At 66.1% G+C, this 26500-nt stretch carries 27 protein-coding genes and 1 pseudogene; 14 read left to right on the top strand and 14 right to left on the bottom strand.

The genetic code is table 11. The features are described 5' to 3' along the window. The first annotated feature begins 30 nt into the window (after positions 1-30). The 3 genes from AWB83_RS25635 to zwf all read left to right on the top strand — a co-directional run bounded on the left by AWB83_RS25635 (position 31) and on the right by zwf (position 4759). Positions 31-2118 (top strand): 2Fe-2S iron-sulfur cluster-binding protein, encoded by a 2088-nt coding sequence (locus AWB83_RS25635; protein ID WP_087048492.1) that lies wholly within the window; start codon positions 31-33, stop codon positions 2116-2118. A gap of 90 nt (positions 2119-2208) precedes the next feature. Then, positions 2209-3117, top strand: a complete 909-nt coding sequence (locus AWB83_RS25630; protein WP_087048431.1) for a LysR family transcriptional regulator — start codon at positions 2209-2211, stop codon at positions 3115-3117. A 166-nt stretch (positions 3118-3283) separates the two neighbouring features. Further along, entirely contained in the window at positions 3284-4759 is a 1476-nt protein-coding gene (gene zwf / locus AWB83_RS25625) for a glucose-6-phosphate dehydrogenase (protein WP_087048430.1), read from the top strand. 46 nt (positions 4760-4805) lie between these two features. Here zwf and AWB83_RS25620 read toward each other — a convergent pair whose 3' ends face one another. From AWB83_RS25620 to AWB83_RS25610, 3 genes are all read right to left on the bottom strand, one after another. Further along, complete coding sequence (locus AWB83_RS25620) at positions 4806-6098, bottom strand: FUSC family protein (protein WP_087048429.1); 1293 nt, start codon at positions 6096-6098, stop codon at positions 4806-4808. A 90-nt stretch (positions 6099-6188) separates the two neighbouring features. Then, positions 6189-6704 carry a CPBP family intramembrane glutamic endopeptidase gene (locus AWB83_RS25615; RefSeq protein WP_087048428.1) on the bottom strand — a complete coding sequence of 172 codons (516 nt, stop codon included), beginning with the start codon at positions 6702-6704 and terminating at the stop codon, positions 6189-6191. A 3-nt stretch (positions 6705-6707) separates the two neighbouring features. Continuing rightward, positions 6708-7346 (bottom strand): LysE family translocator, encoded by a 639-nt coding sequence (locus AWB83_RS25610; RefSeq protein ID WP_087048427.1) that lies wholly within the window; start codon positions 7344-7346, stop codon positions 6708-6710. A 208-nt stretch (positions 7347-7554) separates the two neighbouring features. Between AWB83_RS25610 and wrbA the strand changes: the two genes are divergently transcribed. After that, positions 7555-8157, top strand: coding sequence for an NAD(P)H:quinone oxidoreductase (wrbA, locus tag AWB83_RS25605; RefSeq protein ID WP_087048426.1), 603 nt, complete (start codon positions 7555-7557; stop codon positions 8155-8157). A 6-nt stretch (positions 8158-8163) separates the two neighbouring features. Here wrbA and AWB83_RS25600 read toward each other — a convergent pair whose 3' ends face one another. Further along, positions 8164-9054: a LysR family transcriptional regulator gene (locus AWB83_RS25600; protein ID WP_087048425.1), complete on the bottom strand. Its 891-nt coding sequence runs from the start codon at positions 9052-9054 to the stop codon at positions 8164-8166. A gap of 95 nt (positions 9055-9149) precedes the next feature. On the opposite strand from AWB83_RS25600, the gene AWB83_RS25595 reads away from it, so the two are divergent. Further along, positions 9150-10157 (top strand): NAD-dependent epimerase/dehydratase family protein, encoded by a 1008-nt coding sequence (locus AWB83_RS25595; protein WP_087048424.1) that lies wholly within the window; start codon positions 9150-9152, stop codon positions 10155-10157. On the opposite strand, the gene AWB83_RS25590 is transcribed toward AWB83_RS25595, so the two are convergent. The 3 genes from AWB83_RS25590 to AWB83_RS25580 are packed head-to-tail and all read right to left on the bottom strand — an operon-like array spanning position 10127 to position 12705. Continuing rightward, positions 10127-11743 carry an alkaline phosphatase D family protein gene (locus AWB83_RS25590; protein WP_087048423.1) on the bottom strand — a complete coding sequence of 539 codons (1617 nt, stop codon included), beginning with the start codon at positions 11741-11743 and terminating at the stop codon, positions 10127-10129. The genes AWB83_RS25595 and AWB83_RS25590 overlap by 31 nt on opposite strands. Then, complete coding sequence (locus AWB83_RS25585) at positions 11701-12291, bottom strand: universal stress protein (RefSeq protein WP_087048422.1); 591 nt, start codon at positions 12289-12291, stop codon at positions 11701-11703. The genes AWB83_RS25590 and AWB83_RS25585 overlap by 43 nt, the downstream gene beginning before the upstream one ends. Before the next feature lie 27 nt (positions 12292-12318). Further along, positions 12319-12705, bottom strand: a complete 387-nt coding sequence (locus tag AWB83_RS25580) for a tellurite resistance TerB family protein (RefSeq protein ID WP_087048421.1) — start codon at positions 12703-12705, stop codon at positions 12319-12321. 213 nt (positions 12706-12918) lie between these two features. Between AWB83_RS25580 and AWB83_RS25575 the strand changes: the two genes are divergently transcribed. From AWB83_RS25575 to AWB83_RS25565, 3 genes are all read left to right on the top strand, one after another. After that, positions 12919-14256: an MFS transporter gene (locus AWB83_RS25575; RefSeq protein WP_087048420.1), complete on the top strand. Its 1338-nt coding sequence runs from the start codon at positions 12919-12921 to the stop codon at positions 14254-14256. Positions 14257-14540: 284 nt separating this feature from the next. After that, entirely contained in the window at positions 14541-15023 is a 483-nt protein-coding gene (locus tag AWB83_RS25570) for a glycoside hydrolase family 108 protein (RefSeq protein WP_087048419.1), read from the top strand. Continuing rightward, entirely contained in the window at positions 15023-15712 is a 690-nt protein-coding gene (locus AWB83_RS25565; RefSeq protein ID WP_087048418.1) for a hypothetical protein, read from the top strand. The genes AWB83_RS25570 and AWB83_RS25565 overlap by 1 nt, the downstream gene beginning before the upstream one ends. 11 nt (positions 15713-15723) lie before the next feature. Here AWB83_RS25565 and AWB83_RS25560 read toward each other — a convergent pair whose 3' ends face one another. After that, positions 15724-16110, bottom strand: coding sequence for a Spy/CpxP family protein refolding chaperone (locus tag AWB83_RS25560; RefSeq protein ID WP_159463078.1), 387 nt, complete (start codon positions 16108-16110; stop codon positions 15724-15726). Between the two features lie 360 nt (positions 16111-16470). Here AWB83_RS25560 and AWB83_RS25555 point away from each other — a divergent pair, with 360 nt between their 5' ends. Beyond that, positions 16471-17004 carry a nucleoside deaminase gene (locus AWB83_RS25555; RefSeq protein ID WP_087048416.1) on the top strand — a complete coding sequence of 178 codons (534 nt, stop codon included), beginning with the start codon at positions 16471-16473 and terminating at the stop codon, positions 17002-17004. Positions 17005-17007: 3 nt separating this feature from the next. Here AWB83_RS25555 and AWB83_RS25550 read toward each other — a convergent pair whose 3' ends face one another. Then, complete coding sequence (locus AWB83_RS25550) at positions 17008-17775, bottom strand: IclR family transcriptional regulator domain-containing protein (RefSeq protein ID WP_087048415.1); 768 nt, start codon at positions 17773-17775, stop codon at positions 17008-17010. 269 nt (positions 17776-18044) lie between these two features. Between AWB83_RS25550 and AWB83_RS25545 the strand changes: the two genes are divergently transcribed. Beyond that, the gene (locus AWB83_RS25545) at positions 18045-19451 is read left to right on the top strand and encodes an MFS transporter (RefSeq protein WP_087048414.1); all 1407 of its coding nucleotides are present in this window, start codon (positions 18045-18047) and stop codon (positions 19449-19451) included. Between the two features lie 135 nt (positions 19452-19586). Further along, positions 19587-20501 carry a LysR family transcriptional regulator gene (locus AWB83_RS25540; protein ID WP_087048413.1) on the top strand — a complete coding sequence of 305 codons (915 nt, stop codon included), beginning with the start codon at positions 19587-19589 and terminating at the stop codon, positions 20499-20501. A gap of 57 nt (positions 20502-20558) precedes the next feature. Here the strand turns inward: AWB83_RS25540 and AWB83_RS25535 are convergent, their stop codons facing one another. From AWB83_RS25535 to AWB83_RS25520, 4 genes are all read right to left on the bottom strand, one after another. Further along, the gene (locus tag AWB83_RS25535; RefSeq protein WP_087048412.1) at positions 20559-21605 is read right to left on the bottom strand and encodes a Gfo/Idh/MocA family protein; all 1047 of its coding nucleotides are present in this window, start codon (positions 21603-21605) and stop codon (positions 20559-20561) included. A gap of 63 nt (positions 21606-21668) precedes the next feature. Continuing rightward, on the bottom strand, positions 21669-21896 hold the full coding sequence (locus AWB83_RS25530) for a hypothetical protein (protein WP_087048411.1): 228 nt from the start codon (positions 21894-21896) through the stop codon (positions 21669-21671). Positions 21897-21978: 82 nt separating this feature from the next. Beyond that, positions 21979-23358, bottom strand: a complete 1380-nt coding sequence (locus tag AWB83_RS25525) for an ATP-binding protein (RefSeq protein WP_087048410.1) — start codon at positions 23356-23358, stop codon at positions 21979-21981. Then, positions 23355-24017: a response regulator gene (locus AWB83_RS25520; RefSeq protein ID WP_087048409.1), complete on the bottom strand. Its 663-nt coding sequence runs from the start codon at positions 24015-24017 to the stop codon at positions 23355-23357. The genes AWB83_RS25525 and AWB83_RS25520 overlap by 4 nt, the downstream gene beginning before the upstream one ends. Positions 24018-24219: 202 nt before the next feature. Here AWB83_RS25520 and AWB83_RS25515 point away from each other — a divergent pair, with 202 nt between their 5' ends. Further along, positions 24220-24609, top strand: a complete 390-nt coding sequence (locus AWB83_RS25515) for a hypothetical protein (protein ID WP_143750109.1) — start codon at positions 24220-24222, stop codon at positions 24607-24609. Positions 24610-24687: 78 nt separating this feature from the next. Here the strand turns inward: AWB83_RS25515 and AWB83_RS36230 are convergent, their stop codons facing one another. Further along, positions 24688-24900, bottom strand: a complete 213-nt coding sequence (locus tag AWB83_RS36230) for a hypothetical protein (RefSeq protein ID WP_143750108.1) — start codon at positions 24898-24900, stop codon at positions 24688-24690. Here AWB83_RS36230 and hpnI point away from each other — a divergent pair. Together hpnI and AWB83_RS25505 are read left to right on the top strand one after the other, a co-directional pair. Continuing rightward, complete coding sequence (gene hpnI / locus AWB83_RS25510) at positions 24889-26100, top strand: bacteriohopanetetrol glucosamine biosynthesis glycosyltransferase HpnI (RefSeq protein WP_087048407.1); 1212 nt, start codon at positions 24889-24891, stop codon at positions 26098-26100. The genes AWB83_RS36230 and hpnI overlap by 12 nt on opposite strands. Before the next feature lie 23 nt (positions 26101-26123). After that, a pseudogene (locus tag AWB83_RS25505) lies at positions 26124-26500 on the top strand (hopanoid biosynthesis associated radical SAM protein HpnJ); the annotation flags it as partial.

Below are 26500 nucleotides of genomic sequence, written 5' to 3'. Positions count from 1 at the left end.
GCCGCGCCCGGTGTGTGGAGGCATACGATCATGTCCACTTCCGCGGTCATCCCTGTCGTGCCGGCTGTCACGCAGTCGCCATGGCATCGCGGCGAAATCGCGCTGCAAAAGGCCGCCGGTGCTTACGAGCGCATGGAAAGCGTCGGGCGGCGCGTCGTGCGCGATTACATGCCCGACCAGCATCGGCGGTTCTTCGCGCAACTGCCGTTCACGGTGGCGGGCGCCGTCGACGAGCGCGGCGATCCGTGGGCGACGCTCATCGCCGGACAGCCCGGCTTCATGCAGACGCCCGATGCGACGACGCTTTCCATCGGCCGCGCGCGCGATCCGCTCGATCCCGCCGATGCTGGCATGAGCGACGGCGCGTCGATCGGCCTGCTCGGCATCGAGCTGCACACGCGCCGCCGCAACCGCGTGAACGGCGTGATTCATCGCCACGACGCGGGCGCCAGCTTCGACGTAACCGTCGAACAGAGCTTCGGCAATTGCCCGCAGTACATCCGGTTTCGCGATTTCGAGTTCGTGCGCGATCCGGCCGTGCCGTCGCCCGTGCAGCCGGTGATGCTCGACGCCCTCTCGCCGCGCGCCAGGGAGATGATCGCGGGCGCGGATACGTTCTTCGTCGCGTCGTTTTTCGATCGCGAGGACGGGCATCGGCAAGTGGACGTGTCGCATCGCGGCGGCAAGCCGGGCTTCGTGCGCCTCTCGGACGATGGCGCGCTCACCATTCCCGACTTCGCGGGCAATCTCTTCTTCAACACGCTCGGCAATATTCTGGAGAACGGCCGCGCGGGCCTCGTGTTCGCGGACTTCGAAAGCGGCGCGCTGCTGCAGCTTTCCGGCGACGCCGAAGTACTGCTCGACTCGCCGGAAACCGCCGCATTTCAGGGCGCCGAGCGGCTGTGGCGCTTCACGCCGCGCCGCATCGTGTATCGCGAGGACGCGCTGCCCTTGCGGTGGACGTCCCGCAGCGAAGGGGCTTCGCCGAATTCGCTGATGACCGGCGACTGGCGGCAAGTGGCCGAGCGCATGAAAGCGGCCGCGCTCGCGAACGTGTGGCGGACGTTTCGCGTGAGCAGGATCGTCGATGAGAGCGATGCGATCCGCTCGTTCCTTCTCGAACCGACCGATGACGCGGGCCTCATCCCGCACCAGGCCGGACAGCATCTGCCGATTCGTGTCACGCTGCCGGGCGAAGCGAGGCCGCAAATCCGCACGTACACGCTGTCGGTCGCGCCGTCGGATGGCGTGTATCGGATCAGCGTGAAGCGCGACGGGCGCGTGTCGGCGTATCTGCACGAGACGCTGAAAACCGGCGGCACGATCGAAGCGCGCGCGCCCGCCGGCGATTTCACGATCGATCCGTTCGAACAGCGCCCCGCCGTGCTGATGGCGGCGGGCGTCGGCATCACGCCGATGCTCGCGATGCTGCGGCACGTGGTCTTCGAAGGCCTGAGAAAGCGTCGCATTCGTCCCGTGTGGATGATCGCGTCGGCGCATTCGCTCGCGAGCCGCGCATTCGCTAAGGAAATCGACGCTCTCGCGCAAGGCGCGGGCGGCGCGGTGCATGTGATCCGCGTCTTGAGCGACACGCGGGGCGCGGAGCTGGAGCGCGATTACGAGATGTCGGGCCGCATCGACATCGATCTGCTGACGAGCCGCCTGCCCTTCAACGACTACGACTTCTATCTGTGCGGGCCGGGCGCGTTCATGCAGACGATCTACGATGGCCTGCGCGCGCTCAATGTATCCGATGCGCGCATTCACGCGGAGGCATTCGGCCCTTCGGCGCTGAAGCGCACAGCGGATCGCGGCGCGGACGTGAAGCCGATGCGCCCCGCCGCGACCGGGCCCGTGACGGTCGGCTTCGTGAAGTCCGGCACGGATGCGCACTGGAAGCCGAACGGCGGCACGTTGCTGGAGCTCGCGGAAGCGAGCGGTCTTGCGCCGGAATTCAACTGCCGCGGCGGCACGTGCGGAACGTGCAGGACGCGCATCGTGAAAGGCGCGGTGTCGTATGAGAGCGAGCCGGCGTTTCATGTGAGCGACGACGAAGCGTTGATCTGCTGCGCGGTGCCGGCGGCGGATGGAAGCGACAGACTGGAACTCGATCTTTGAAGCGCCCCGAAGCGATGACGGATTGTGCCCCGCGCCCATATCCCCGAGAATGCACGGCATCCTTCAGGCCAGCATGCCGCGCGCATTCTCATGGACCGTTTTCAGGCAATGGCGACCTTCGTCACGGTGGTCGAGACCGGCGGCTTCGCATCGGCCGCGCGCAAGCTCGACATCTCGCCGTCAGTCGTGAGCCGCGTCGTGACCGAACTCGAAGAACACCTCGGCGTGCGCCTGCTCACGCGCACGACGCGCGTCGTGCGCCTCACCGACGCCGGCAGCGGCTATTTCGAGGACTGCCGCCGCATTCTGGGTGAAATCGACACCGCCGAGCTCTCCGCGACGGGCACGCACTCGTCGCCGCGCGGCGTGCTGTCGATCACCGCGCCGGTGATGTTCGGCAGGCTGCATGTCACGCCGATCGTGCTCGACTACCTGCGCCGCTATCCCGAAGCCGATGCCAACTGCTGGTTCGTCGACCGCGTCGTGAATCTCGTCGACGAAGGCATCGACGTCGCGGTGCGCATCGCGCAATTGCCGGACTCGTCGTTGCAGGCGATCAATGTCGGCCGCGTGCGGCGCGTGCTGTGCGCGTCGCCCGGGTATCTGGCGAAGCACGGCACGCCGCGACATCCGGACGATCTCGCGGAGCACGTGATCATCGCGTCGACCGGCTCTTCGACGCCGCCCGAATGGCGCCTGCGCGACGGCGAGCGGCAGATTCTGGTGCGCGCGCATCCGCGCTTCACGACGACCACCAACGATTCCGCCATCAGCGCCGCGCTCGCGGATTTCGGCATCGCGCGGCTACTCTCGTATCAGGTCGCGCAATACGTGAACGAGGGCAGTCTCGTCGTCGTGCTGCCGGAATTCGAGTCGCCGGCCATTCCGATTCATCTCGTGCATCGCGAGGGACGTCACGTCACGCAAAAGGTGCGCGCCTTCCTGGATCTCGCCGTCGCGACGCTGCGCGCGGACGCATCGTTGAGCTGGCCGGACTAAACACGCGCTGCCTCCGTGATATTTCGTATGCGCCGGACCGAATCGAACGGCCGTTAGCACGCTCGCCGTGCAAAAAGCCGGCAAAACATGCAACATAGCTGTCTCGAACGATCGCGACCGGTCGCCACGCTTTCGGCTTTCCTGAACCTTTGACGGCTCACGCACCATGACGAATCCAACTTCTCCCTCGAACGAACGCCCGCTCGACATGATCATCTTCGGCGGCGGCGGAGACCTGGCGGCGCGCAAGCTGCTGCCGGCGCTCTATATGGCGCACACGCACTGCAACCTGCCCGCCGACACGCGCATTCTCGCGATCGGCCGCAAGGACTGGACACGCGAGGATTATCTGAAGAACTTCATGGAAGAGCAGTCGCGTCAGTTCATCGACGCGAAGGCCTTCGATGCGCAGTCGTGGGACAAATTCCTCGCGCTCTTCGATTACGTGCGCGTCGACGTTGAAAATCCCGGCGACTTCCAGCGTCTCGCCCAGGCCGTGCGTCCGGGCTCGCAGCGCGTGCTCTATCTGTCGACGTCGCCCGAGCTCTTCGTGACCATCTGCGAAAACCTCGACGCGGCCGGCATCCTCGACAGCAATTCCCGCGTCGTGCTGGAAAAGCCGCTCGGCCACGATCTGGCCTCGGCGCGCGCGATCAACAATGCGGTCGGCAAGCACTTCAAGGAAGAGCAGATCTATCGCATCGACCACTATCTCGGCAAGGAAACGGTGCAGAACCTGATGGTGCTGCGCTTCGGCAACGCGATCTTCGGACCGCTCTGGCAGGCGCCGTACATCAAGAGCGTGCAGATCACGGTATCGGAGACGGTGGGCGTCGGCAGCCGCGCGGGCTTCTACGACCACACCGGCGCCCTGCGCGACATGGTGCAGAACCACTTGCTGCAGCTTCTGTGCATCGTGGCGATGGAGCCGCCCGTGTCGCTCGATCCGGACGCCGTGCGCGACGAGAAACTGAAGGTGCTGAAGTCGCTGCGCCCGATGACCGTCGCGGATATCGCGCGCGACACGGTGCGCGGCCAGTACACGGCGGGCGCCGTGGGCGGCGAGGCCGTGAAGGGTTATCTCGAGGAAGCCAACGTGCCCGCCGACAGCCGCGCGGAGACCTTCGTCGCATTGCGCGCGCATATCAACAACTGGCGCTGGGCCAACGTGCCGTTCTTCCTGCGCACGGGCAAGCGCATGCAGAATCGTCGTTCGGAGATCGTCATCGATTTCGCGGACCTGCCGTTCTCGATCATTCCCGAGGGTCCGCGTCACTATGGCAACCGGCTCACCATCACGCTGCAGCCGGAAGAGTCCATCCAGCTCCAGATGATGGCGAAGGAGCCCGGCAGCGGCATGCACATGCAGCCCGTGACGCTCAACCTCGACTTGCAGCAGGCAATGACCCAGCGGCGCGCGGAAGCGTATGAGCGTTTGCTGATCGATGTGATTCGCGGACGGCTCACGCACTTCATGCGCCGCGACGAACTGGAAGCGGCATGGACATGGGTCGAGCCGATTCTCAACGGATGGAAGGAGCTGGGCGATCGGCCGCGTGGATATACGGCGGGGACGTTCGGGCCGGCGGCGTCCAGTGCGTTGATGGCGCGAGAGAATCTGGCCTGGGCGGAAGAGGCCTGATTCCCCGAATCATCGAAAGCGCGATGCGGTGGCCCGACGGCACACGTCACCGCATCGCCGCACGCGGCGCCCTCCGCTCCCCCCAAGCCGTGCTCACGGCGATCACTCCCGACAACACCGCGATCCCGCACAGGATGCCCGCGAGCCTCGTGAGCGCGGGCAGCGGATCCGACGACCAATGGTGGTCCTGCACGAACACCATGATGAACGCGATGCTGAACTGCCGCCCCACGTAGCTCGCGCCTTGCGCTCCCGTCTGCACATGACAGCCGATCCACACGCCGGCGCACAGCGCGATCATGCAGGCGAACGCGTTGTCGCCGAGTAACGGCAGAAGCGCGAGACTCGCCGCGCCCGCGAGCAGGCAGCCCAGGAAACGCTGAATCATGCGCTCCGCGATGGGCTTGCGCGTCGCCTTGCCGAGCGCCGATGCGGGCAGGATCAGCACGGCGATCGCCGTCACCATCGCCTGCGCGAAGCCGGGCAGATTCCACGCATACGCGAGCGACGCCAGGATCATGACCGACCACGCGCTCTGCCAGGCGAGACGCCTGCGCATCGCGAGCGCGGTCTGTTCGGCGCGCGCGACGTGCGAGGCCTCCACCGCCTGCACCGCCTGAGCCGCGTCGGAAGGCATGACGTTGGTGGTTTGCGCATTGGCGCCATCGACGCGATCGACCGTCGATGCCGCCTGCGCGCGCGGCACCGGCGCCGCGCCGCGCGACTTGCGATAGTGCTGCAGGCCCGCATGAAACAGCGCGGACACGGCCACGCACGCGAACGTCCCGACGACCACTTCGGCCACGCGCAAGAGCGCGAACGAGGCCGTCGCCGATGCGGACGCCAGCCGATGCGCCTCGAACGTCACCATCAGCGACGTCACCGCGCCCAGCACCCACGCGTAGCCCGCGTCGGAGACGAGCGCGCGATACACCGACACGCCCGCGATCAACCCGAGCAGTGGCACGAAGATCCACGGCAGGTCGCCGATCACCGGCCCCGCGACCGCGCCGATGATCGCGCCCGCCACCGTGCCGACGACGCGGTGCACGCCACGCTGCGCGCACGCGGAGAATTTCGATTGCATCACGGCGAAGCCGCTGATTGCCGCCCACCAGATGTTGGTCAGATGGAACGCATAGGCGAGCGCGACGGCGAGCCCGACTGACAGCATCGCCTGCGTCGCGAAGAGCGCGCGCGGCGCCGTCGGCCTGATCGCGATCAGTTCGCGGCCGAGCGAGACGCAGGCGTCGCGCACGATGCGCGCAAGCTCGCTCACGGGCGCGGCGCCTTCGGGCCGGATCGGCTGGGCGCTTTGGGAAGAATCGTCGGTCGGCATCGTACTGGAAATTGTTCTGACGTCCAGTTTGAGACTAGACCTCGATCGTCCGGAAGCAAAGCCGAAGTGCGAAAAGGCGCGGCAAATCCGCTACACGAGTTGCGAAAGCGCGAATACCGCGATGAGGTTGTAGAACGAATGCACCGCCGTCACGACCCAGAAGGGCGAGCCGCGCTTCTCCTGCTCGACGACGAACACCGTGCCCAGCACGAGGCCGCCCGCCGCCGCGCGCAACATGTATTGCGGGCTGTATGTATGCGCGAGCCCGAACGCCGCCGCCGACAGCGCCACGGCCCAGACCGCGCGCCAGCGCAGCTTCCGGCGCAGAAAGACGATGATCGCCCACTGGAACACGAACGTCTCGAAGGGCGGCATGATCACGCACGCGACGATGAGCGCCGCCACGAACCGCAAGCCGTGCAGCGTCATGTGCCGCCCGCCGAGCGGCGCATCGGGCGCGACGAGCATGACGAGCTCCATCACGACGATACTGGCCGCATATCCGGCGATCACGGCCGCGACGATGAGAATGGGCGTCGGCAGCCGCATGAGAAAGGCGAACGCGGATCCGGGCGAAAGGCACGAGCCGCGCGCGGGCTGGCTCATGCGTTACACGCGCGAAGTCAGCAAGCGCAGGCCCGCCGCGCCGAACACGAGCGCGAGGCACGCATCGAGACCGCGCTGGATGCGCTTGTAGATGCGCCGCGCGCGCGCCATCGAAAAGAGCGCGGCATAGCCGCCGAACACGCATGCGCCGATGCACAGACACCCCGCGACCACCACCAGCATGTGCCCCGGCCCTTCACCCGCCGACGATCCGAGCGCCGCGACCGACATCCACACGAGAATCGCCTTCGGGTTGGTGAGATGCAGAAGCGCGCCGCGCGCGTATAGCTTCCTGCCGCTTTGCCCGTGTGCGTCCGCCGCCGACGTCCGCGCCGGCGGCTTCAACGCCGCGCGCCCCGACTTGAACGCGAGCCACAGCAGATACAGCCCGCCGCAGATCTTCACGCCGATGAGAAAGCCCGAGTACGCGGTGAGCGCGGCGGAAAGGCCGAGCGCGGCGAGCATCGCCCAGAAGAACGAGCCGGACATGACGCCGGCCGCGAAGGCGAACGCCGCGCGCCGGCCGGAGGTGCTGGCAATCGACATGATCGCGAGATTGCTCGGCCCGGGGCTCGCGGTGCCGACGAAATACGCCGAGTAAGCGATCAGCAGATTCGCGCTGAGAAAGGCGTGGCCGTTCATGGCGGTTGCGTCTCCATTTCGATTTTCGACATTGTCCCTGAAGGAAGGCGCGCGCATCCATGAACGCTTCGCATTTGCGCGAGCAGGCCAGTTCCTTGCGAATCGGCCGGCCACGCATCCGGCATGTTCGGAACGCCGGTGCTATCTTTGACTGCGCGCAAGGAACCGCGCGTCTCCATCCGATGCACCCCTCACACAAGGACACATCATGGCGAAAGTACTGGTTCTCTACTATTCGATGTACGGCCACGTCGAAACGATGGCGCACGCGATCGCCGAAGGCGCGCGCGGCGTCGCGGGCACGGAGGTGACGCTCAAGCGCGTGCCCGAGACGATTCCCGCCGACGTCGCCGCGCAGATCGGCGTGAAGCTCGATCAGCAGGCGCCCGTCGCGACCGTCGACGAACTCGCCGATTACGACGCGATCATCTTCGGCACGCCGACGCGCTTCGGCAACATGGCCGGCCAGATGCGCACCTTTCTCGATCAGACGGGCGGACTGTGGGTGAAAGGCGCGCTCATCGGCAAGATAGGCAGCGTGTTCTCGTCCACCGCTTCGCAACACGGCGGGCAGGAAACCACCATCACGTCGTTCCATACCACGCTGTTGCACCATGGGATGGTGATCGTCGGCGTGCCGTATGCGTGCGCGGGACTCACGAACATGAGCGAGATCACAGGCGGCACGCCCTACGGCGCGACCACGCTCGCCTCCACCGACGGCAGCCGGCAGCCCTCGCAGAACGAGCTCGACATCGCGCGCTATCAGGGCAAGCACGTCGCCGAACTGGCGAACAAGCTCGCCGGGTAGGCGGCGCTAGCGCGCGTAGCGTTCGAGGCCGTCGGCGAGCGCATCGAAGGTTGCGCGGCAGCGCGGGCTGGCGCGCAAGTCCTCGTGCATCGTCACCCAGGTTTCGAGCTGCAGCGCGAATGCCTTCGGCAGCACACGCACGAGCGAATCGCGGCGCGCGAGCGCGACCTGACACCCGCCGATGCCCGCGCCCGCGCGGATCAACGCCAGTTGCGCGAGGTCGCTGTCGGCGCGCAGCGCGAATGCTTCGCGCCTGAAGCCGGGCAGCGCCTTGCTCGCGCCGCGCAGAAACGCGGTGGGCTTGTCGTAGCCGATGACCGTGTGCTCCCACAGCGCTTTCATGTTGCGCGGCGTGCCGTGCTTCTCCAGATAGTCGCGGCGGGCATGCAGGCCCACTTCTATTCGGCCGACGCGCCGCGCGACCAGTTGCGCCTGGCTCGGCCGCACCATGCGCACGGCGATATCGGCTTCGCGCAGCAGCAGGTCCTGCACGCGGTTGGTCAGCACGAGCTCGATCGTGAGCCGCGGATGCCGCTCGCGCAGCGCCGCGATGATCGGCGGCAGCACTTCGACGCCTACGACCTCGCTCGCCGAAACGCGCACGACGCCCTGCACGCCCGCGCCAACGCCGTGGCCGCTCGCGGCGCGTTCGAGCGATGCGGCGGTGCTCTGCATCGCTTCGGCGTGAGAGCGCAGCGCGAGCGCGACATCGGTCGGTTGCAGGCCGAGTTGCGAGCGCGTGAAGAGACTCACGTCGAGGGCGCGCTCGAGCGCCTCGACATGACGCCCCGCCGTCGGCTGGGTGATGCCGAGCGAGCGCGCGGCGCCGGAAAGCGAGCCTTCCTGAAGCACCGCGAGAAACGTGCGATAAAGCTCCCAGCCGATATTTTCCGCCATACGAATTTGTATATCTGATCAACACGCTTCGGCAATTCTATTGCAACGGGAAAGCGCGGAGAATCGATCCATCGACATAGGGATCGGAGTACGGCATGGCACAGGAAGAATCGGTTCTGGTACTGGGCGCGACGGTCGGCATCGGCGGCGAGCTCGCGCGGCAGTTGCGCGACGCGGGCTGGCACGTGCGCGGCCTGCGTCGCGGCGCGCCGAAGTCGAATGCAGACGAAGACCGCATCGAATGGATCCAGGGTGACGCAATGAATCGCGAAGAGGTGGCCCGCGCGGCGCGTGGCTGCGCGGTGATCGTGCACGCGGTGAATCCACCGGGCTACAGGCACTGGGCCGAGCTCGTGCTGCCGATGCTCGACAACACCATCGCAGCGGCGAAAAGCGCGCGCGCGACCATCGTGTTGCCGGGCACGATCTACAACTTCGGACCCGACGCGTTCCCGCTGCTGAGCGAGGATTCGCTGCAGCATCCGGTCACGCGCAAGGGCGCGATTCGCGTCGAGATGGAAGCGCGACTGAAGCGTGCGAGCGATGAAGGCGCGCGCGTGCTGATCGTGCGCGCCGGCGACTTCTTCGGCCCGAAGGCGGGCAACAACTGGTTCTCGCAAGGGCTGATAAAGCCGGGCAAGCCGGTCGGCACGATCAGCTATCCGGGCGCGCGCGGCGTCGGGCATCAGTGGTCGTACTTGCCGGACGTGGCGCGCGCGATGGTCGAACTGCTCGCTCGACGCGATGCGCTCGAACCGTTCGCGCACTTTCACATGGGCGGCCACTGGGACGAAGACGGCACGCGGTTCGCCGCCGCCATCCAGCGCGTGGTCGAGCGCCGCGCGGGATACGCGCCGCGCGTCGGGGCGTTTCCGTGGTGGCTGCTCACGCTCTCGTCACCGTTCAACGCGACGTTCCGCGAAATGCGCGAGATGCGCTATCTATGGCGCACGCCGATCCGCATGGACAACGCTCGGCTCGTCGCGACGCTCGGCCACGAACCGCATACGCCGCTCGACGAAGCCATCGAGGCGACGCTCGCCGGCCTGCGCTGCATCGACCGCGCCGAGCCTCAGGCTTCGGCGTCGAGCGTGACTTCGTAGAGCGAGCGGCCGTTCAGGTCGTGCAGCGAGACGGTCATCGCGCGGCTCGCGGGATCGATCTTCGCGCGGCCATAGAACTGTTGCAGCGCCGCGGGCGAGCGGTTCTGCGGATTGTCCTTCGGCACGCTCAAGTAGCGCAGCTCCGGACCGAAGGTCGTGTCGAGATCGTTGGGACCGAAGGTGCCCGCGTTGATCGGTCCGCCCACGAATTCCCAGAACGGCTTGAAGTCGGTGAACTTCGCGCGCGACGGATCGTAATGCGTCGCCTGCGCGTAGTGCACGTCCGCCGTGATCCACACGACGTTCCTGATGTCTTCCTGTTTGATGAAGCCGAGAATCTCCTTCAGTTCGAGCTCGCGGCCGAGCGGCGCGCCGTTGTCCGCGTTGGCCCATGCCTCGAACGTGCCCTTCGGCACATCGGGATTCGCGTCGGGCACGACGAGCGAGATCGGCATGTCGCTCGCGATCACTTTCCAGGTCGCGCGCGAAGCCTTCAGCGACGCCTTGAGCCACGCGGTCTGCTGCGAGCCGAGAAAGGCCGAGTCCGCATCGAGACGGGTCTGTCTGTTCGGTGAATTCGGGCCGCGATACGAACGCTCGTCGAGCATGAACACATCGAGCAGCGGGCCGAACTGAAAGCCGCGATAGACCTGCTCCGGATCGAGCTGATTGATGCGATACGGGTTGTACTCGAACATCGCCTGCTTCGCGCGCGCCTCGAGCAGATTGATCGCACGCGTCTGGTAGCGCTTCTCCGCTTCGCCGATCTGTTGTCCCGGATACCAGTTGTTGCGCACTTCGTGATCGTCCCATTGCACGAGGAACGGCACTTCGGCGGCGAAGCGGCGCTTGTTCCGGTCGAGCTGGTTGTAGGCGAAGGCCGCGCGATAATCGTCGAGCGTCTGCGCGACATGCGACTTGCCCTCGGTGACGATGTTGGTCCACATCGTGCCGTCGGGCAGGCGCATTTCGGCTTCGATCGGTCCGTCCGCGTAGATCTGGTCGCCCTGGTGAATGAAGAAGTCCGGCGACTCGCGACGCATCGCCTCATAGATGCGATAGCCGCCGAAGCGCTCGTTGATGCCCCAGCCCTGCCCCGCCTCGTCGCCCGAGAAGACGAAGCAGATCGGCTTGCCCGCATCGAGCGATGCCGTGCGCAAGCGCCCCGTCACCGGCTCGCTGTACGCCTTGCCGTCGACGAGATCCTGGAAGCGCACGCGATAGAACACGTCGGCGCCGGGCGGCAGGTCGGTCAGATCGACGCGCGCCGTGAAGTCGCTGCCGTCGAGCGCCGCCGGTCCGACGCGCCGCTGAAAGGTCCTGAAACTCTCGCTCGTCGAGTATTCGACGATCATGCGCGCCGGCCGGTCCGTGCGGCTCCAGACGATGCCGCTCGTCGCGGTGACGTCGCCGCTCATGACGCCGCCGGGTAGTTGCGGACGCAACTTGTCGGAGGTGACGACGGCGGGCGCGACGCCCTGCGCGAGTGCGTCGGCGAGGCCCGCGCCCGTGAGCGCGAGCCCCGTGCCGGAAACGAGACCCTTCAATAACGTGCGTCGGGACGGTTTGACGATGCGGTCCGGCATGGCGAGCTTCCTCTCGAACTGTACGATGGGACTGGTGTGCGCTGCGTGGAATCGACGATAGTAAAACGCAACGGTGTCGCTTTTGTTTCAACGGCCGCTTCATTGCCCTCATGGTTCGATGCGATCAGCACGCGACGGTTGCTATAGCGGCTCACCGCATCGGACACGCGCTCTTCCCAGAAGCGCCAGCTCGTGCCCTTCGCGCGGCCAATCACGATGAGATCGGCGTCGAACTCGCGCGCCGCCTGCGCGATCACGCGCGCGAGCGTCGTGCCGTTCGGCAGGTCCATCGTCACGCAGGCGCCGTTCACGCTCGATGCGTGTATCGCCTGCAGTGTGCGCTTTTCGACTTCGCGCGCATGCTCCTCGACATACGCGAGCGCCGCGCCGCAGTCGTACTGCACGGACGATACCGCCCAGAACGGCATGCGATCCACCACATGAAGCGCCGTCAGACGCGTGTTGCATTCGCGGGCCCGCGCGATGCCGAGCGCGAGCGCGGCATGGCTGAAGCCCGGGCCTACCGCGACGAGAATGTGCTTTTGCATGATGTCGTCTCCTGTTGTACGCGTGATTCAGTGCATGCGCCATGCGCGCTTCACCGCATCGAGCACGGCGGCTTCGGTGCAAGTGACGATGCCGTCCGCGACGGCCGCCGTTTCGCAGAGCGCGAGCACGTCGCGCCTCATGCGCTCGTCGCGCACTTCGCCCGCGAGCAGTTGCAAGACGTGCGCATCGATGCGGCACACCTCGTCCCACGTGAGATACGACGCGCACGTGAGGTCCTCGCACACCTCGCGCACGATCTCGTGCAACTCGCCGGCAGGAAGCCCGAGCCGCGCATAGAATCCGCGCCGCTCGAGCTCCTCGATTTCGACGCTGCCGATATGTCCGTCCGCGATCAGCGACATCACGACGATGCGCGCCGCCGCGCGGGGACTGTCCGATGGATAGTGGCGCATGGCTTTTCTCCTGAATGGAATGCCTCTACGGAAAGCGGTGCGATCCTTTTGATCGGGAGCGTGCCGCCTGGATGCTTTGCATCGTAGGAGCGCAGAATGAGCGATGAATGAGCGCGCCCATACCCGTGCGGTATGGGCTCAGTCCATTTCGGTATTGGACGCGATGCGCGTTGCTCTCTTACTCTCCCACGCAGAACCCATAACGGAGACACCATGAGCACCCCTCTCGATATCGCGTCGCTGATCGACCAGGAGCGCATCCGTCCTTTTCAGTGGACGATCTTCTTGCTCTGCTTCGCGACCACGCTCTTCGACGGCTTCGATACGCAAGCCATCGCGTACACCGGTCCGGCGATCGTCGCGGCTTTCAATCTCGCTCCCGGCGATCTCGCACCGATCCTGATCGCGGGCACGCTCGGCATGACCATCGGCGCGATGACGCTCGGGCTCGTCGGCGACCGGCTGGGGCGGCGTCCCGCGCTGCTCGGCGGTGTCGCGTTGTTCAGCATCGCGTCGCTCGCGACGGCATTCGCGCACAGCACGCCGCAAATTCTCGTGTTGCGCTTCATCGCGGGACTCGGCATGGGCGGCTGCACGCCGGTGCTGCTCGCGCTCGCGGCGGAGTACGGACCGGCGCGGCATCGCGGCGCGATCATGACGGGCGTGCTGCTCGGCCTGCCCGCTGGCGCGATGGCGGGCGGCCTGCTCGCCGCGCGCATGATGCCCGCGATCGGCTGGCAGGGCGTGTTCGTCGTCGGCGGGGCCGCGCCGCTCGCATTGCTCGTGCTGCTCTGGTTCATGCTGCCCGAGTCACTGCAATACCTCGTCACGCGTTCGCGCGACGATCACCGCGCGGTGCGCGCTACGCTTGCGCGCATCGTGTCGCAGCCGCTCGCGCAGGACGCGCGCTTCGCCGTCCGGGAAGGCGCTGCGCGCGCAAGCGTCGGCGCGCTCTTTCGCGAAGGCAACGCGCGCAACACCGTCGCGATCTGGGCCGTCTATTTCTTCAACTGGATTGCATGGTTCATGTTCCTCTCGTGGCTGCCGACCGTGCTGAAGGCCGCGGGGCTGCCCGCCGCGCACGCGCCGCTCGGCACGGTGGTGGTGAACGCGGTATTCATCGTCTGCGCGATTCCGCTTTCCATCGTCCTGCCGAAGATCAGCACGCGCCGCCTGCTGATCGCGCTGCTCGCGCTCGGCATCGCGATCGCGATCGGGCTCGCGTATGCGGGCACGTCGTGGGGGCTCGTGTTCACGCTCGCGGGCGCGGCGGGGCTCGGCATCGGCGGACAGCAGATCGCGCTCAACTATCTCGTGGTCGGCGCCTATCCGACGACGCTGCGCGCGACCGCCACCGGCTGGGCCATCGGCATGGGACGCGTGGGCGCGATCGCAGGCTCGGCCGTCGGCGGCACGTTCCTCAACATGGGCGGCCCGGGCGGCTTCTATCTGATGCTCGCCGTGCCGCTCGCGGCGGCGCTGCTTGCCGTCATCGCGATTCGCACCGGCGAGCGCGAAGCCGATCCTTCTCTGGCGACTGCCGCGCACTGAGCACTGTCTGCGCCGCGCGAACAGACACGCCGCAAAGCGTCGCTCAGCGCACGACAGTTCGCTTTTCTCCCTGATCTCCTTGCGTCGCACGAGCCTTGTTCCATAAGCCTCGCGCGCGAAAACGCGCTCACTGGCACAGCCGATGCATATGTGCTTGCCGTCGCGTCATGACTGCCTGCCACTGACTTGATGCGACCGGGCCGGCCGCCTCGCGCGCCGGCCCGTTTCTTCCGGCGCCGCGATGACGAGGTTCCGGCGGCACATGCAGGCGCCAAGGAGATCACATGAACAACTTCGACGACGCCTTCGAAGCGCTCATCGGAAGCGAAGGCGGCTACTCGTTCAATCCGGCGGACCCGGGCGGCGAAACGATGTGGGGCGTGACGGCGCGCGTCGCGCGCGGCTATGGCTACGCGGGCGCAATGAAGGACCTGCCGCTCGATCTCGCGAAACGCATCGCCAAGCAGAAGTACTGGGACCCGCTGCATCTCGACGAATTCGATCCGCGCGTCGCCTTCCAGATCTTCGATGCGAACTACAACGGCGGCCTCGTCGTGCTGTGGATGCAGAAGGCATCGGGCGCGAAGGAAGACGGCAAGTTCGGCCCCGATACCGTCGACGCCGTGAAGGCCGCCGATCCGATGCGCTTCGTCATGCGCTTCGCCGCATATCGATTGCGTTATCTGAAGGGCCTGCACGCATGGCCGACGTTCAGCCGCGGCTGGACCGAGCGCATGGCGACGAATCTTCTTCTGGGAGCGGCATGATGGACTGGTCGAAAGTGGCGGCAAGCATCGGCGCGAAGGCGCCTCTTCTGGCGGGTCTCATCGGTGGGCCGGTCGGGCTCGGCGTGACGGCCGCGGCCGCGATCATTTCGCATGCGCTCGGCACGCCGAGCGATCCGGATGTGGTCGCGACGGCGCTCAACGATCCCGCCGCGCTCGAGAAAGTCAGCCAGGCGGAAAGCGCGAACGCGTTGCAGCTGCAACAGCTCGTCGTGGCGGCGGCGCAGGCGCGGCTGTCGTTCGAGGCGGACATGGCGCGCATCGCTGCGGGCGATCGCGCCGATGCGCGCGCGATGGGCATCGCGAACCGGGACTGGGTGCCGAAGGTGCTCGCGATGTGCGTGACCGGCGGCTTCTTCGGCATTCTGCTGTTGATGGCGCTCCGCGCGCTGCCCGAGGCAAACCGCGATCTGGTGAACGTCGTGGTGGGCGCGCTCGGGACGGCGTGGATCAGCATCATCGGGTATTACTTCGGCACGTCGGCGGGCTCGGTGCGCAAGACCGAGCTGCTTGCGCAGCCGAGCGTGCCGATCACCGCCGAAACAGCGGTCACGCTGCGCGATCCCGCGCCCACGCCGGCCGCGCGCGATCAGGGCGGCGCAACCGGCGACGGCGTTCATCGCGTGTTCGCGCCGGGCGGGCAAGGTCCGATCTTCACGGGCGGGTCCTGAGCCTCATCGCGTCAGAGGCCGGTGCGCGGATCGTACGGGCGCGCCGGATGATGCGCGATGTTCTCGAACTGCGGCCGGATGGCATCGCTGAATGTCTTCTTCTGCTGATCGTTCAGGCCGCCATAGAACTTGAGCCATGCTTTCGACGATTGCCCGGATAACGGTGCGTCCTGCTGCGCGGTCTTTTCGTGCATCGCATGGAGCGCGGACAGATCGAGGATCGGCTGCTGGAGCATCGTCTGCATGCGCGACTGCATCTCGTCCGCGTTCATGCGCGCGGAGGCATGGCTCTCGCGCATCGCGTCGAGCGCGGCCTGCCATTGCACTTCCTGATCGGCGGTGAGGTTCAGCCGATCGTGCAGCTCGCGCAAGTCGAGCGGCTGCACGTGGAGGGGCACGTCGTTATCGATGCGCTTGCGCGTACACGGGCGCGGAGCCGAGGCCGAGCGAGAGCGCGGTCGCGTGTTTCGTCGTTGCGACCTCGATGAGCATTCTGGGCACGGGGAATCAGGGAAAAGTGAGGACGCGCGAGTCCTCGATCTGCTGCGCAACACAGTTCCCGAAAACCCTCACCTCTGACGCCCTCGCACCCGCCGGAGCGCCTTGAAATCCGGGCCTCCGGCGCCGCTCGACGGCCCGCTCCCGAAAACCCTCACCATTGCGCTTATCCCCGCCATCGCCCGGCGCGCAAGCATCGGGCTTTTTGCCGCGCTATCCTGCCCATCCGATGCCGACATCGACATGAAGGAGACGCATCCATGCCCATCACCGCGCCCGCGCCTCAACGCGACGATCTCCCGCCACAAGGTCTCACGCCCACACGCGAACAGATCGTGCGGCATCTGCGGCATGCGAGCGCCGTCGCCGAGCGCGCAACGCTGCTCGGCCATCATCCGTTCGGCGCGATTCTCGTCGGCCCGGATCAGGAGACCGTGCTGATGGAGCAAGGCAATGTCGATACGGTGAATCACGCGGAGTCGGTGCTCGCGCGCGTCGCGGCGCTCAACTTCACGCCCGAATACCTCTGGGGCTGCACGCTCTATACGTCCGTCGAGCCGTGCTGCATGTGCGCGGGCACGGCGTACTGGGCCAACATCGGCCGCATCGTGTACGGGCTTACCGAAGCGCGCCTGCTCGAAGCCACGGGCAACCACGCCGAGAATCCGACGATGAGCGTCGCCTCGCGCTATGTCTTCGACCACTGCCAGAAGCCGGTCGACCTGATCGGTCCCGTCGCGGAAGTCGAGGACGAAGTGTTGCGCGTGCAGCGCGCGTTCTGGTCGAAACGATAGACGCTAGATCACGTTCAACATCGACAGCGCCGTTTCCTGCAACGGCTGCAGCACGCGGGCGAGCGTCGCCTCGCTCGTTTCCTTTCCGATCGGCATGTTCGCCGACAGCGCCGCCACCACCTCGCCATGCCGGTTCTTCATCGGCACGGCGACGCCTCGCACCCCCATCTGCAACTGCTGCTCGATCACGACGAAGCCATCCACGCGCGCCTGGCGAATCTTCTCGTAGAGCTTTTCCTGGTTGGTGATGGTGAGCGGCGTGAAGGGCTTGAATTCGGTCGCATCGAGCCATTGCCGCACGGATGTCTCGTCCTTGTACGCGAGCATCGCGATGCCGCCCGACATCAGCGCGGCCGGCACGCGCGCGCCGAGCACGAAGCCCGTGGTCATCACGCGCGTGGAGCCGTTGCGCGCGATGATGACGAGATCCCAGTCGTCGAGCACGCTCACGTACACTGACTCGTGTATCAACGCGCTCAGCTGCTGCAAGTAAGGCTGCACGATGCGCGGCAGCCGCGCCGACTCGAAATACGACCAGCCGACCCGCAGCACGCGTGGCGTCAGATTGAAGAGCTTGCCGTCCGTCTGCACGTAGCCGAGATGCGCGAGCGTCAGCAGATAGCGGCGCGCGGCCGTGCGCGTCAAGCCGGTGCGCATCGCGGCCTGCGTCGGGGTCATGCGCGCGTGCTGATCGTCGAAGGCTTCGAGGATCGCCAGACCCTTCTCCAGACCGGCGATCCAGTCACGTTTGTCGAGTGCAGGTTTAGTCATGCTGGCGTGCCTGTTTAGTTATGGATAAGGGCTTGTTTCGGCGGCACACCCAATCCATTTGCTAGTGCTAACCCCCAAAATGATCGATTATCGGACACGTGCGTGCGATAATCGCGCAAAATTTAACACAAGTCGTTGATCGAAAGGGGTTGCGCTTTTATTCTCCAATCACTTTCAGAGCGACGCGTATTCCGACGACCGAATGCACCGCCGCTCGGCCAGGTTTCCCTAGGCCCAACTTCATAAACCCATTGTTCGGAGACATCTCTATGGCTAGCCCCAAGGAAGACGCGCACGGCGGCCGCCAGGCGAAAAAAGCGACGGCGAGCGGCTGGATCGGCTCGGCGCTGGAGTATTACGACTTCTTCATTTACGCCCAGGCAGCAGCACTCATTTTCCCGCAATTGTTCTTCCCCTCGGGCAATCCGAAGGTGGCGATCGTCGCGTCGCTCGCGACGTACGGCGTGGGTTATGTCGCGCGCCCGATCGGCGCATTCGTGCTCGGCCACCTGGGCGACACGCACGGCCGCAAGAACGTGCTGCTCATCTGCATGTTCCTGATGGGCTTCTCGACGATGGCCGTCGGCCTCCTGCCGACGTACCACAGCGTCGGCATGCTCGCGCCCGCGCTGCTCGTGGTCCTGCGTCTGATCCAGGGCTTCGCGGTGGCCGGCGAAATCTCCGGCGCGAGCTCGATGATTCTGGAGCACGCACCGTTCGGACGGCGCGGCTATTACGCGAGCTTCACGCTGCAAGGCGTGCAGGCAGGCCAGATTCTCGCGGCCGCCGTGTTCCTGCCGCTCGCCGCGTTCATGCCGGAAGACATGTTCAACTCCTGGGGCTGGCGCGTGCCGTTCCTGCTCTCGGCGTTCGTTCTCGTCGCGGGCTACATCATCCGTCGCGAAGTGCATGAAACGCCGGCGTTCACGTCCGAAGGCGCCCACGGCGATGTGCCCAAGTCGCCGATCAAGGAAGCGTTCACCAACAGCACGCCCGACATGATCCGCGTCGTCTGCATGGCGCTGATGAACGTGATTCCCGTCGTCGCGACGATCTTCGGTGCGGCGTACGCGGTGCAGGCCTCGTATGGCATCGGCTTCCACAAGAGCGTGTATCTGTGGATTCCGGTCGTCGGCAACATCGTCGCGGTGCTGGTGATTCCGTTCGTCGGCAATCTGTCGGACAAGATCGGCCGCCGTATTCCGATGATCGTGGGTTCGCTGCTCGCAGGTCTCTTCTCATTCGTTTATCTGTATGCGATCAGCATCCACAACGTGCCGCTCGCGTTCCTGATGTCGCTGCTGATGTGGGGCATCGTGTACCAGGGCTATAACGCGATTTTCCCGAGCTTCTTCCCGGAACTGTTCCCGACCCGCTCGCGTGTCTCGGCGATGGCGATTGCGCAGAACGTCGGCACGACGATCACCGCGCTCCTGCCCGCATTGTTCGCGGCGGTTGCGCCCCCGGGATCGAACAACATCCCGCTGACGGTCGGCGCCATCGCGTTCGGCGTGACGATCATCGCTGCGATTGCGGCATACAGCGCGCGTGAGACGTATCGTGTCCGCCTGAACGATCTCGGCAAGAAGGATGCAATGCCGATGAGCGAGCAAGAGTACGAGCGCCTGCGCGCCGACTCGATGGCCGTGGACAAAGTCGCCAAGGCGCACGCATGAGATCGACCGTGTTGGAGTGATTTGCGGGGCCCTTCGGGGCCCTTTTTTTTGCCGGCGTTCGGGCTTCACACCGATTCACCCTGCGGCGCTTCGCGATAACATGAATGCCATTTCATCGATGACGCGGAGGCATGAATGGCCGGCTTCAACGAACGCATCCTCAACGGCATCAGCGTGTTCGCGGCGATCGTCGATGCAGGCACTTTCGCCGCGGCGGGCGATCGCCTCGGCATGTCGCAGCCCGGCGTGAGCCGCGCCATCGCGCGTCTCGAAGCGCGTCTGAAGATTCGTCTGTTCGACCGCACTACCCGCAGCGTATCCCTCACCGATGACGGCCGACGTTTCTTCGAACAGGTCATGCCGCATCTCGTCGGCCTCGAGGAAGCGGCCGCCACCGCGTCCGGCGGCGCGACAGCCGTGCGCGGGCGCCTGCGCGTCAACGTCGATCCGATTTTCTCGCGGCTCATGCTCGGGCCGAAGCTCGATGCGTTCCTCAAGGCGCATCCCGATGTCGAGCTTGAGCTCATCACGAGCGACAGGCTCGGCGACATGATCGCCGACGGCTTCGATCTCGCGATCCGCTTCGGCGAGCCGCGCAATTCGAGTCTCATCGGACGCAAGCTGCTCGACACGCCCGTGCGGACGGTCGCCGCGCCGTCGTATATCAGGCGATGCGGCAAGCCCGCGACGCCGCAAGCACTCGCGGACGACGCGCACAGCTGCATCGAGTTCCGCGATCCGGAGACGGGCCGGCCGTTCGTGTGGGAGTTTCATCGCAAGAAGAAGCGCATCACCGTGGCGACGCGCGGCCGCCTGACGCTCAACGATCCCGGCACGATGCTGAGCACCATACTCTCGGGTCACGGCATCGCGCAGATTCTCGAGCTCGGCCACGAGCACCTGCTTGCCGAAGGCAAGCTGATCGATCTATTCCCCGACTGGCCCGACGAGCGCTTTCCGCTCTATGCGTTTCATCCGTCGCGTCATCATCCGCCGGCCAAGACGCGCGCGTTTCTCGATCTTGTCATCGCGTTGACGGGGAAGCATTGAGATTCGACGCTGATCCGGCATACACGCGCCTGAGCGGCGCGTGAATGTTCTGCAGCGTCAAAGCGTGACAGCCGTCTCGCTGCGGGCGCTCTCGATGATCGCGGCCAGCGTCGCGGCATTGTCCAGGCTGACTTGCGCGTAATACTCGATCGCGGCGGTGTCGTGCGTGGCGATCATGCGCGCGAAGCTTTCCGCGGCGAAGAAGAAGCCGCTGCCCGTCTCCGATTCCACCGGCTCGAACGGCACCGAATTTGGAATGCCGCGCCGCACGCGCAACTGGCTCGGCAAATAGCCGTATGGATGGCCGGCCGTCTGATCACTCGTGTGATTGAGGTATTCGGTATCGATCGTGCCCTGCGTGCCGATGATCGTCGCGTGGCGGTGGTTCGCGGCATCCATCGAGCACGAGACCTGCGCGCGCCGGCCGTCGGCGTAAATGAGCGTCGCCATGAGGCTGATATCCACGTTGCTGCCGGCCCAGGTCGCCACCGCGTCGACGCGTTGCGGCGCGCTTCCCATCACGAGGCGAATGAGGCTCAGCGGATAGCTGCCCGCATCGAGCAGCGCGCCGCCGCCGAGTTCCGGCTTCATGCGGATGTTCGCGCCGGGATTGCCCACCGTGAAGCCGAAGCTCGCCTGAATGGCGCGCACCTCGCCGATGGCGCCTTCGCCGATCAACGACATCATCGCGGCGGTCTGCGGCTGAAAGTAATAAGGGAACGATTCGAGCAGCATCACGCCGTTGCGCTCGGCGGCTTCGAACATGCGCGCCGCTTCGTCGCGATCGAGCGCGAGCGGCTTCTCGCACAGGATGTGCTTGCCATGCTCGGCGGCCTTGATCGCCCACTCGGCGTGCAGGCTGTTCGGCAGCGGAATGTAGACGGCGTCGATCTCCGGGCTCGCGAGCAGCGCGTCATAGCTGCCGAACCACGATTCGATGCCATTGGCTTCGGCGAAGGCTTTCGCGTTGTCGTCGCTGCGGCTCGCGACCGCGACGACACGCACGTGCTGGCTCGGCCTGACGTCGCGCGTGAATTGCTTTGCGATATTCGCGCCGCCGAGAATGCCGAGGCGCAGAACGGAAGAGGCTTGGTTGGAAGACAAGGCGGGCTCCCTTAATTTGTACGAAATGGTTCGCCCAGGCACGGTACCACAATCGCGAGATCTTCAGTGCGCGCACGTATCGGGACGAACCTTCGTGCCGCGCCGGTCGGCGGGCACCTTGCAATTGTCTACGCGTTGGTCATCGCTGGCTTTGTCGCCGAGGCGTTCTTTCAGCGTTTTGGGCTCGGATACCGCTGCCGGAGCGGAATCGGGCGCCGCGGCGTCCGCCGCATGGGCAGCGGCATGCAGCGCGACGCACGCGCAGACCGAGAGCACAAGCGGCTTCATCATGAGAGCGATCCGTGAATGAAAGCGTGAGCTACCAGCATCGTAGTGCAGGAACGGAACGACGCCCCGCTTCTTGCGCTTTCATTCACGCATGCATTCCGCCGACGATATCCTTCGCGCGCGCCTGCGCCTTCACTGCGCGCAAGCCGCGCACCGATACGATCAGCCCGCTCGCATCCTTGCGGTTCTTCACTTCGAGCATCGCGTGATGACGTTGCGCGACGCGCAGCGCGATCGCGAGCCCGAGTCCGCTGCCCTGCCCCGCCGTGCCCACGCAGCGGTAGAAGCGGTCGCACACGCGCTCGATCTCGCTCTCGGGAATGCCCGGACCGGTATCGAGCACGGTCAGCGCGATGCCGTTCGCCTCGCGGCGCAGCGTCACGTCGACGCGGCCGCCGGGCTGCGTGTGGCGAATCGCGTTGTCGATCAGGTTGTTCACGAGCACGGCGAGCGCGTGCATGTCGCCCATCACGGTGAACGCGTCCTCTTCGCTCTGCGCTTCCTCCAGCTCCAGGCCCAGATCGATCGACTTGGCTTCGGCCAGCAAGGAGAAATCGCCCACGCGAATCTCGCAGAGCGCGCGCAGGCTCATCGGCGCAATGGCGGCTTCGCGTGCGGCGTCCTCGCGCGCCATGCTGAGCAATTGCTGCGCGAGGTGAATGAGCCGATTCAGCCGGCCGTCGATCTTCGCGAGCGTCGCGCAATCGACCTGAAGCGAGCCGTCGCCGATCGCGCCCTGAATCTGCAACTTGAGCGCGGCGAGCGGCGTGCGCAATTCGTGCGCGGCATCCGCGACGAACGTGCGTTGTGCCTGCGATGCCTCGTGCAAGCGCGCGAGCAGCCCGTTCAGTGCCTCGACGAGCGGGCGCAGTTCGTCCGGCATCGGCTTGGCGAGCGCGATCGGTTCGAGCGATTCCGGCGAGCGCGCGGCAAGCGAGTGCGACAGCCAGCGCACCGGCGAGAGGCCGCGCGCGACGACCACCAGCACGATCACGACGATCACCGGAATGAGCACGGCAAGCGGCCAGATGGTGCGCAGCGCGAGCGTGATGGCGAGATCGTCGCGAATGAAGTAAGGCTGCGCCACCTGCACGAAGCGATCCGGCTGCGCGACGCCGAACGCGCGCCAGCGATAGCCCTCGCGATCGGCCGACTGAAAGCCCTCGCCGAAGCTCGGCAACGGGGGTTCGTGCGGAGAGTGGTAGATGAGACGCCCCGTCCGATCCCAGATGTCGATGACGAGCCGGTCGTCCGCGATGCCGTGCAACTCGGGATTGCGCCCTTCGGCGACATCGTCGGCGGTGATGGTGTGCGGCAGCGAGAGCGCGACGGTGCGCAGCTCATAATCGAAGAGTTCGCCCGCCTCCAGCCGCACCGTGCTGAACATGCCGAAGCCCGCGGCCAGGCACGCGATGGCGAGTCCGCAGATGAGCCAGCCGAGCAGCCATCGGCGAATCGATGTCATCCGGTCCTCTTCAGGCGATATCCGACGCCGCGCACCGTCACGATCTCTTCCGCGCCGATCTTGCGCCGCAGGCTGTGCACGTGGACTTCGATCGCATTGCTGCCCACTTCCTCGCCCCAGCCGTAGAGCTTCTCTTCCAGCTCGGAGCGACGGAACACACGCGCCGGCTCCTCGATCAGCGCCTGCAGCAGCGCGAACTCGCGCGGCACGAGATTGAGCGCGACGCCGCCCTTCGTGGCTTCGTGCGCGGCGGGATCGAGCGTCAGTTCGCCGTGCGTGTACACGGGATGCTTGTGTCCCGTGCGGCGTCGCAACAGCGCGCGCACGCGGGCGGCGAGCTCGTCGAGATCGAACGGTTTCATCAGATAATCGTCCGCGCCGGCGTCGAGGCCGCGGATGCGATCGTCCACGGCGTCCCGGGCGGTCAGGATCATCACGGGCGCGTTGCCGCCGTTCCTGCGGTAGGTGGCGAGCACCTCGAGACCGTCGCGCTTGGGCAGGTTCAGGTCCAGCAGCACGAGGTCGTACACGTCGTTGTCGAGCGAAAGCTCCGCCGCGCGGCCGTCCTGCGCCCAGTCCACCGTATAGCCGGCGCGGCGCAACGCGGCGAGCACAGTCTCCGCGATCATCTCGTCGTCCTCCACCAATAACAGGCGCATGCGCTTTCTCCGGACTCGAACAAGGTCGCCGCCGATTCTCCGGCGAGCATGCTTAAGCGCCACTTAACGCAAAGCGCGCGACCGCACATTATGTCCCCCTTATCGGCGCGACCCGCCGGTCGCTTAAGCATCGCATAAGGTGCAACCTCGCACCATATCATCAAGCGCGTCCATCCTCGGCCGTGCGGCTTCGGAGTTGCCGATGCGAGCGTCCGTCCTCGTTTCCCTGCGCGCCCATGTGGTGCTGATCGCTTCATGCGTCGCCACGTCCGATGCCGCGTGGCTCACCGCCTGCGGCTGCGCGGGTCACGCGCAGGCGCTCGAAAGCACGGCGGTGCGCGCGGCGACGCTCGTGAGCGCGGCGGCCATCGCGCTCATCGTGCGGCGCACCGCGAAGCTCGCGTTCGATGCCGCGCGCGCCTCGCGGCGCATCGCCTGGACGGCAGACAGGCTCGTGATCGCCGGTCCTTGCCCGCGCGACTGGCTCGTGCAGCTTCATGCCGAATTGCATCCTGCCGTTTCGCGGCAAGGCGCGGCGCATTCGTGCCCGCGCTCCGCGGCGTCCTGCAGAGTGCCACGCGGTCGGGTGTGACCTCGGAACATGCCCGATCCCCTTCGCCCGGCTTTCACGCCGGGTTTTTTTTGCCCGCCACATTTTCCTGGCTTTTTTTCACCAGCCTTTCATGAGCATTTCGCACCATGCGCAGTGCTTCGGGTTTAAGCATTCCTTAAGCATGCGGGCCGCAGGCTTCGGATTCGTCACACGCCTGTCGGCTCCGTCGATGTTCATGCCAGCAACGGGGATTTCCATGCCGCCGTTTCTTTCGCCGTTTCTTCGATCCGCGCCGCACAGCCTGCGCGCAAGCCGGCCATGATCGCGCATTCGGTTCCGCTCCTGCTGTGGATCGTCATTGCGTTGTGCTGCGCGGCGACGTGCCACGCCGCGATCGCGGCGCTCGTGCATCCGGGCTCGCGCGGAGCGTCGTCTTCCCGGCGCGAGGATTCGCCCGCATGCGCTTACGAATCCGTCAGCGTGCTCAAGCCGCTGTGCGGCGCGGAGCCGCGCCTGTACGCGAATCTCGAAACGTTCTGCGTGCAGACGCATCCGTCATATCAGTTGCTGTTCGGCGTCGCGAGCGAATCCGATCCCGCCGTCAATGTCGTGCGTCGGCTCGCGCGCGCAAATCCCGAGCGCGACATCGAGCTCGTCATCGATGGAACCGCGCACGGCAGCAACCGCAAGGTCGGCAATCTCATCAATCTCGCCGCGCGCGCGAAGCACGATGTCATCGTGATCGCGGACAGCGACATCGCCGTCGAGCCGGACTATCTGGTGCGCGTGACCGCGCCGCTCGCCGATGCGGACGTCGGCGTCGTCACGTGCCTCTATCGTGGGCGCCGCGTAGGCGGTTTCTGGTCGCGCGTGGGCGCGCTGTTCATCGACGAATGGTTCGCGCCTTCCGTGCACGTGGCGAACGCGGGCGGATACGGACGCTTCGGCTTCGGCGCGACGATCGCCCTCAGACGCGATACGCTCGTGAAGAGCGGCGGCTTCGACGCCTTGCGCGACTGTCTCGCGGACGACTACTGGCTCGCCGAACACGCGCGCGAGCTCGGCTTGCGCACGGTGCTCTCGGAAGTGGTCGTCGCCACCGATGTGATCGAGCGCGATCTCGCCTCGCTATGGCGCCGCGAAACGCGCTGGCTGCGGACCATCCGCTCGATCAACCCGCTCGGCTTCGCGTTCCTGTGCCTCACGTTCACCACGCCGTGGCTCCTGACGAGCGCGCTGCTCGGGCTCGGCTTTGAGAACGGCCCGGACCTCGCGCAATCGGCGGCGGACACCCTCGTCGATCTGAGCACGTCTTTCGGCCTGAGCGCACGGCTGCTGCTGCACTTTCGCAGCGCGCGTTCATGGCGCGCGTTCTGGCGCGACCTGCCGCTCATTCCACTGCGCGACGCGCTGCTGTGCCTGCAATGGCTCGCGGCATTGTTCGGTTCGAGCGTCGTGTGGCGCGGCGTGCGCATACCGCTCGACGACGCACGCGACCGCTACGACGCCAACGCATCCGACAGCCAGTGATGCATTCAACGAGACCTCGCAACATGAAGCAGACCCTCTTTCTTCAGGCGCCGTCCTTCGACGGCTTCGACGGCGGCGCCGGCTCGCGCTATCAGGCCAAGCGCGAGATCCGCTCGTTCTGGTATCCGACTTGGCTCGCGCAGCCCGCCGCGCTGATCCCCGACAGCCGCGTGCTCGACGCGCCCGCCGACGGCCTTTCCGTCGAAGCGACGCTCGACATCGCCGCACGGTACGACCTCGTCATCATCCATACGAGCACGCCTTCGTTTCCGACCGATGCGCTCTTCGCCGAGAAGCTGAAGGCGCGGGCGCCGGGCATTTCAATCGGCATGGTCGGCGCGAAGGTGGCCGTCGATCCGCACAACTCGCTCGCCGCGAGCGAGGCGATCGACTTCGTGTG

The organism is Caballeronia ptereochthonis, assembly GCF_001545075.1.
Classification (GTDB): Bacteria; Pseudomonadota; Gammaproteobacteria; order Burkholderiales; family Burkholderiaceae; genus Caballeronia; species Caballeronia ptereochthonis.
This window is presented reverse-complemented; position numbering and strand designations above follow the sequence as displayed.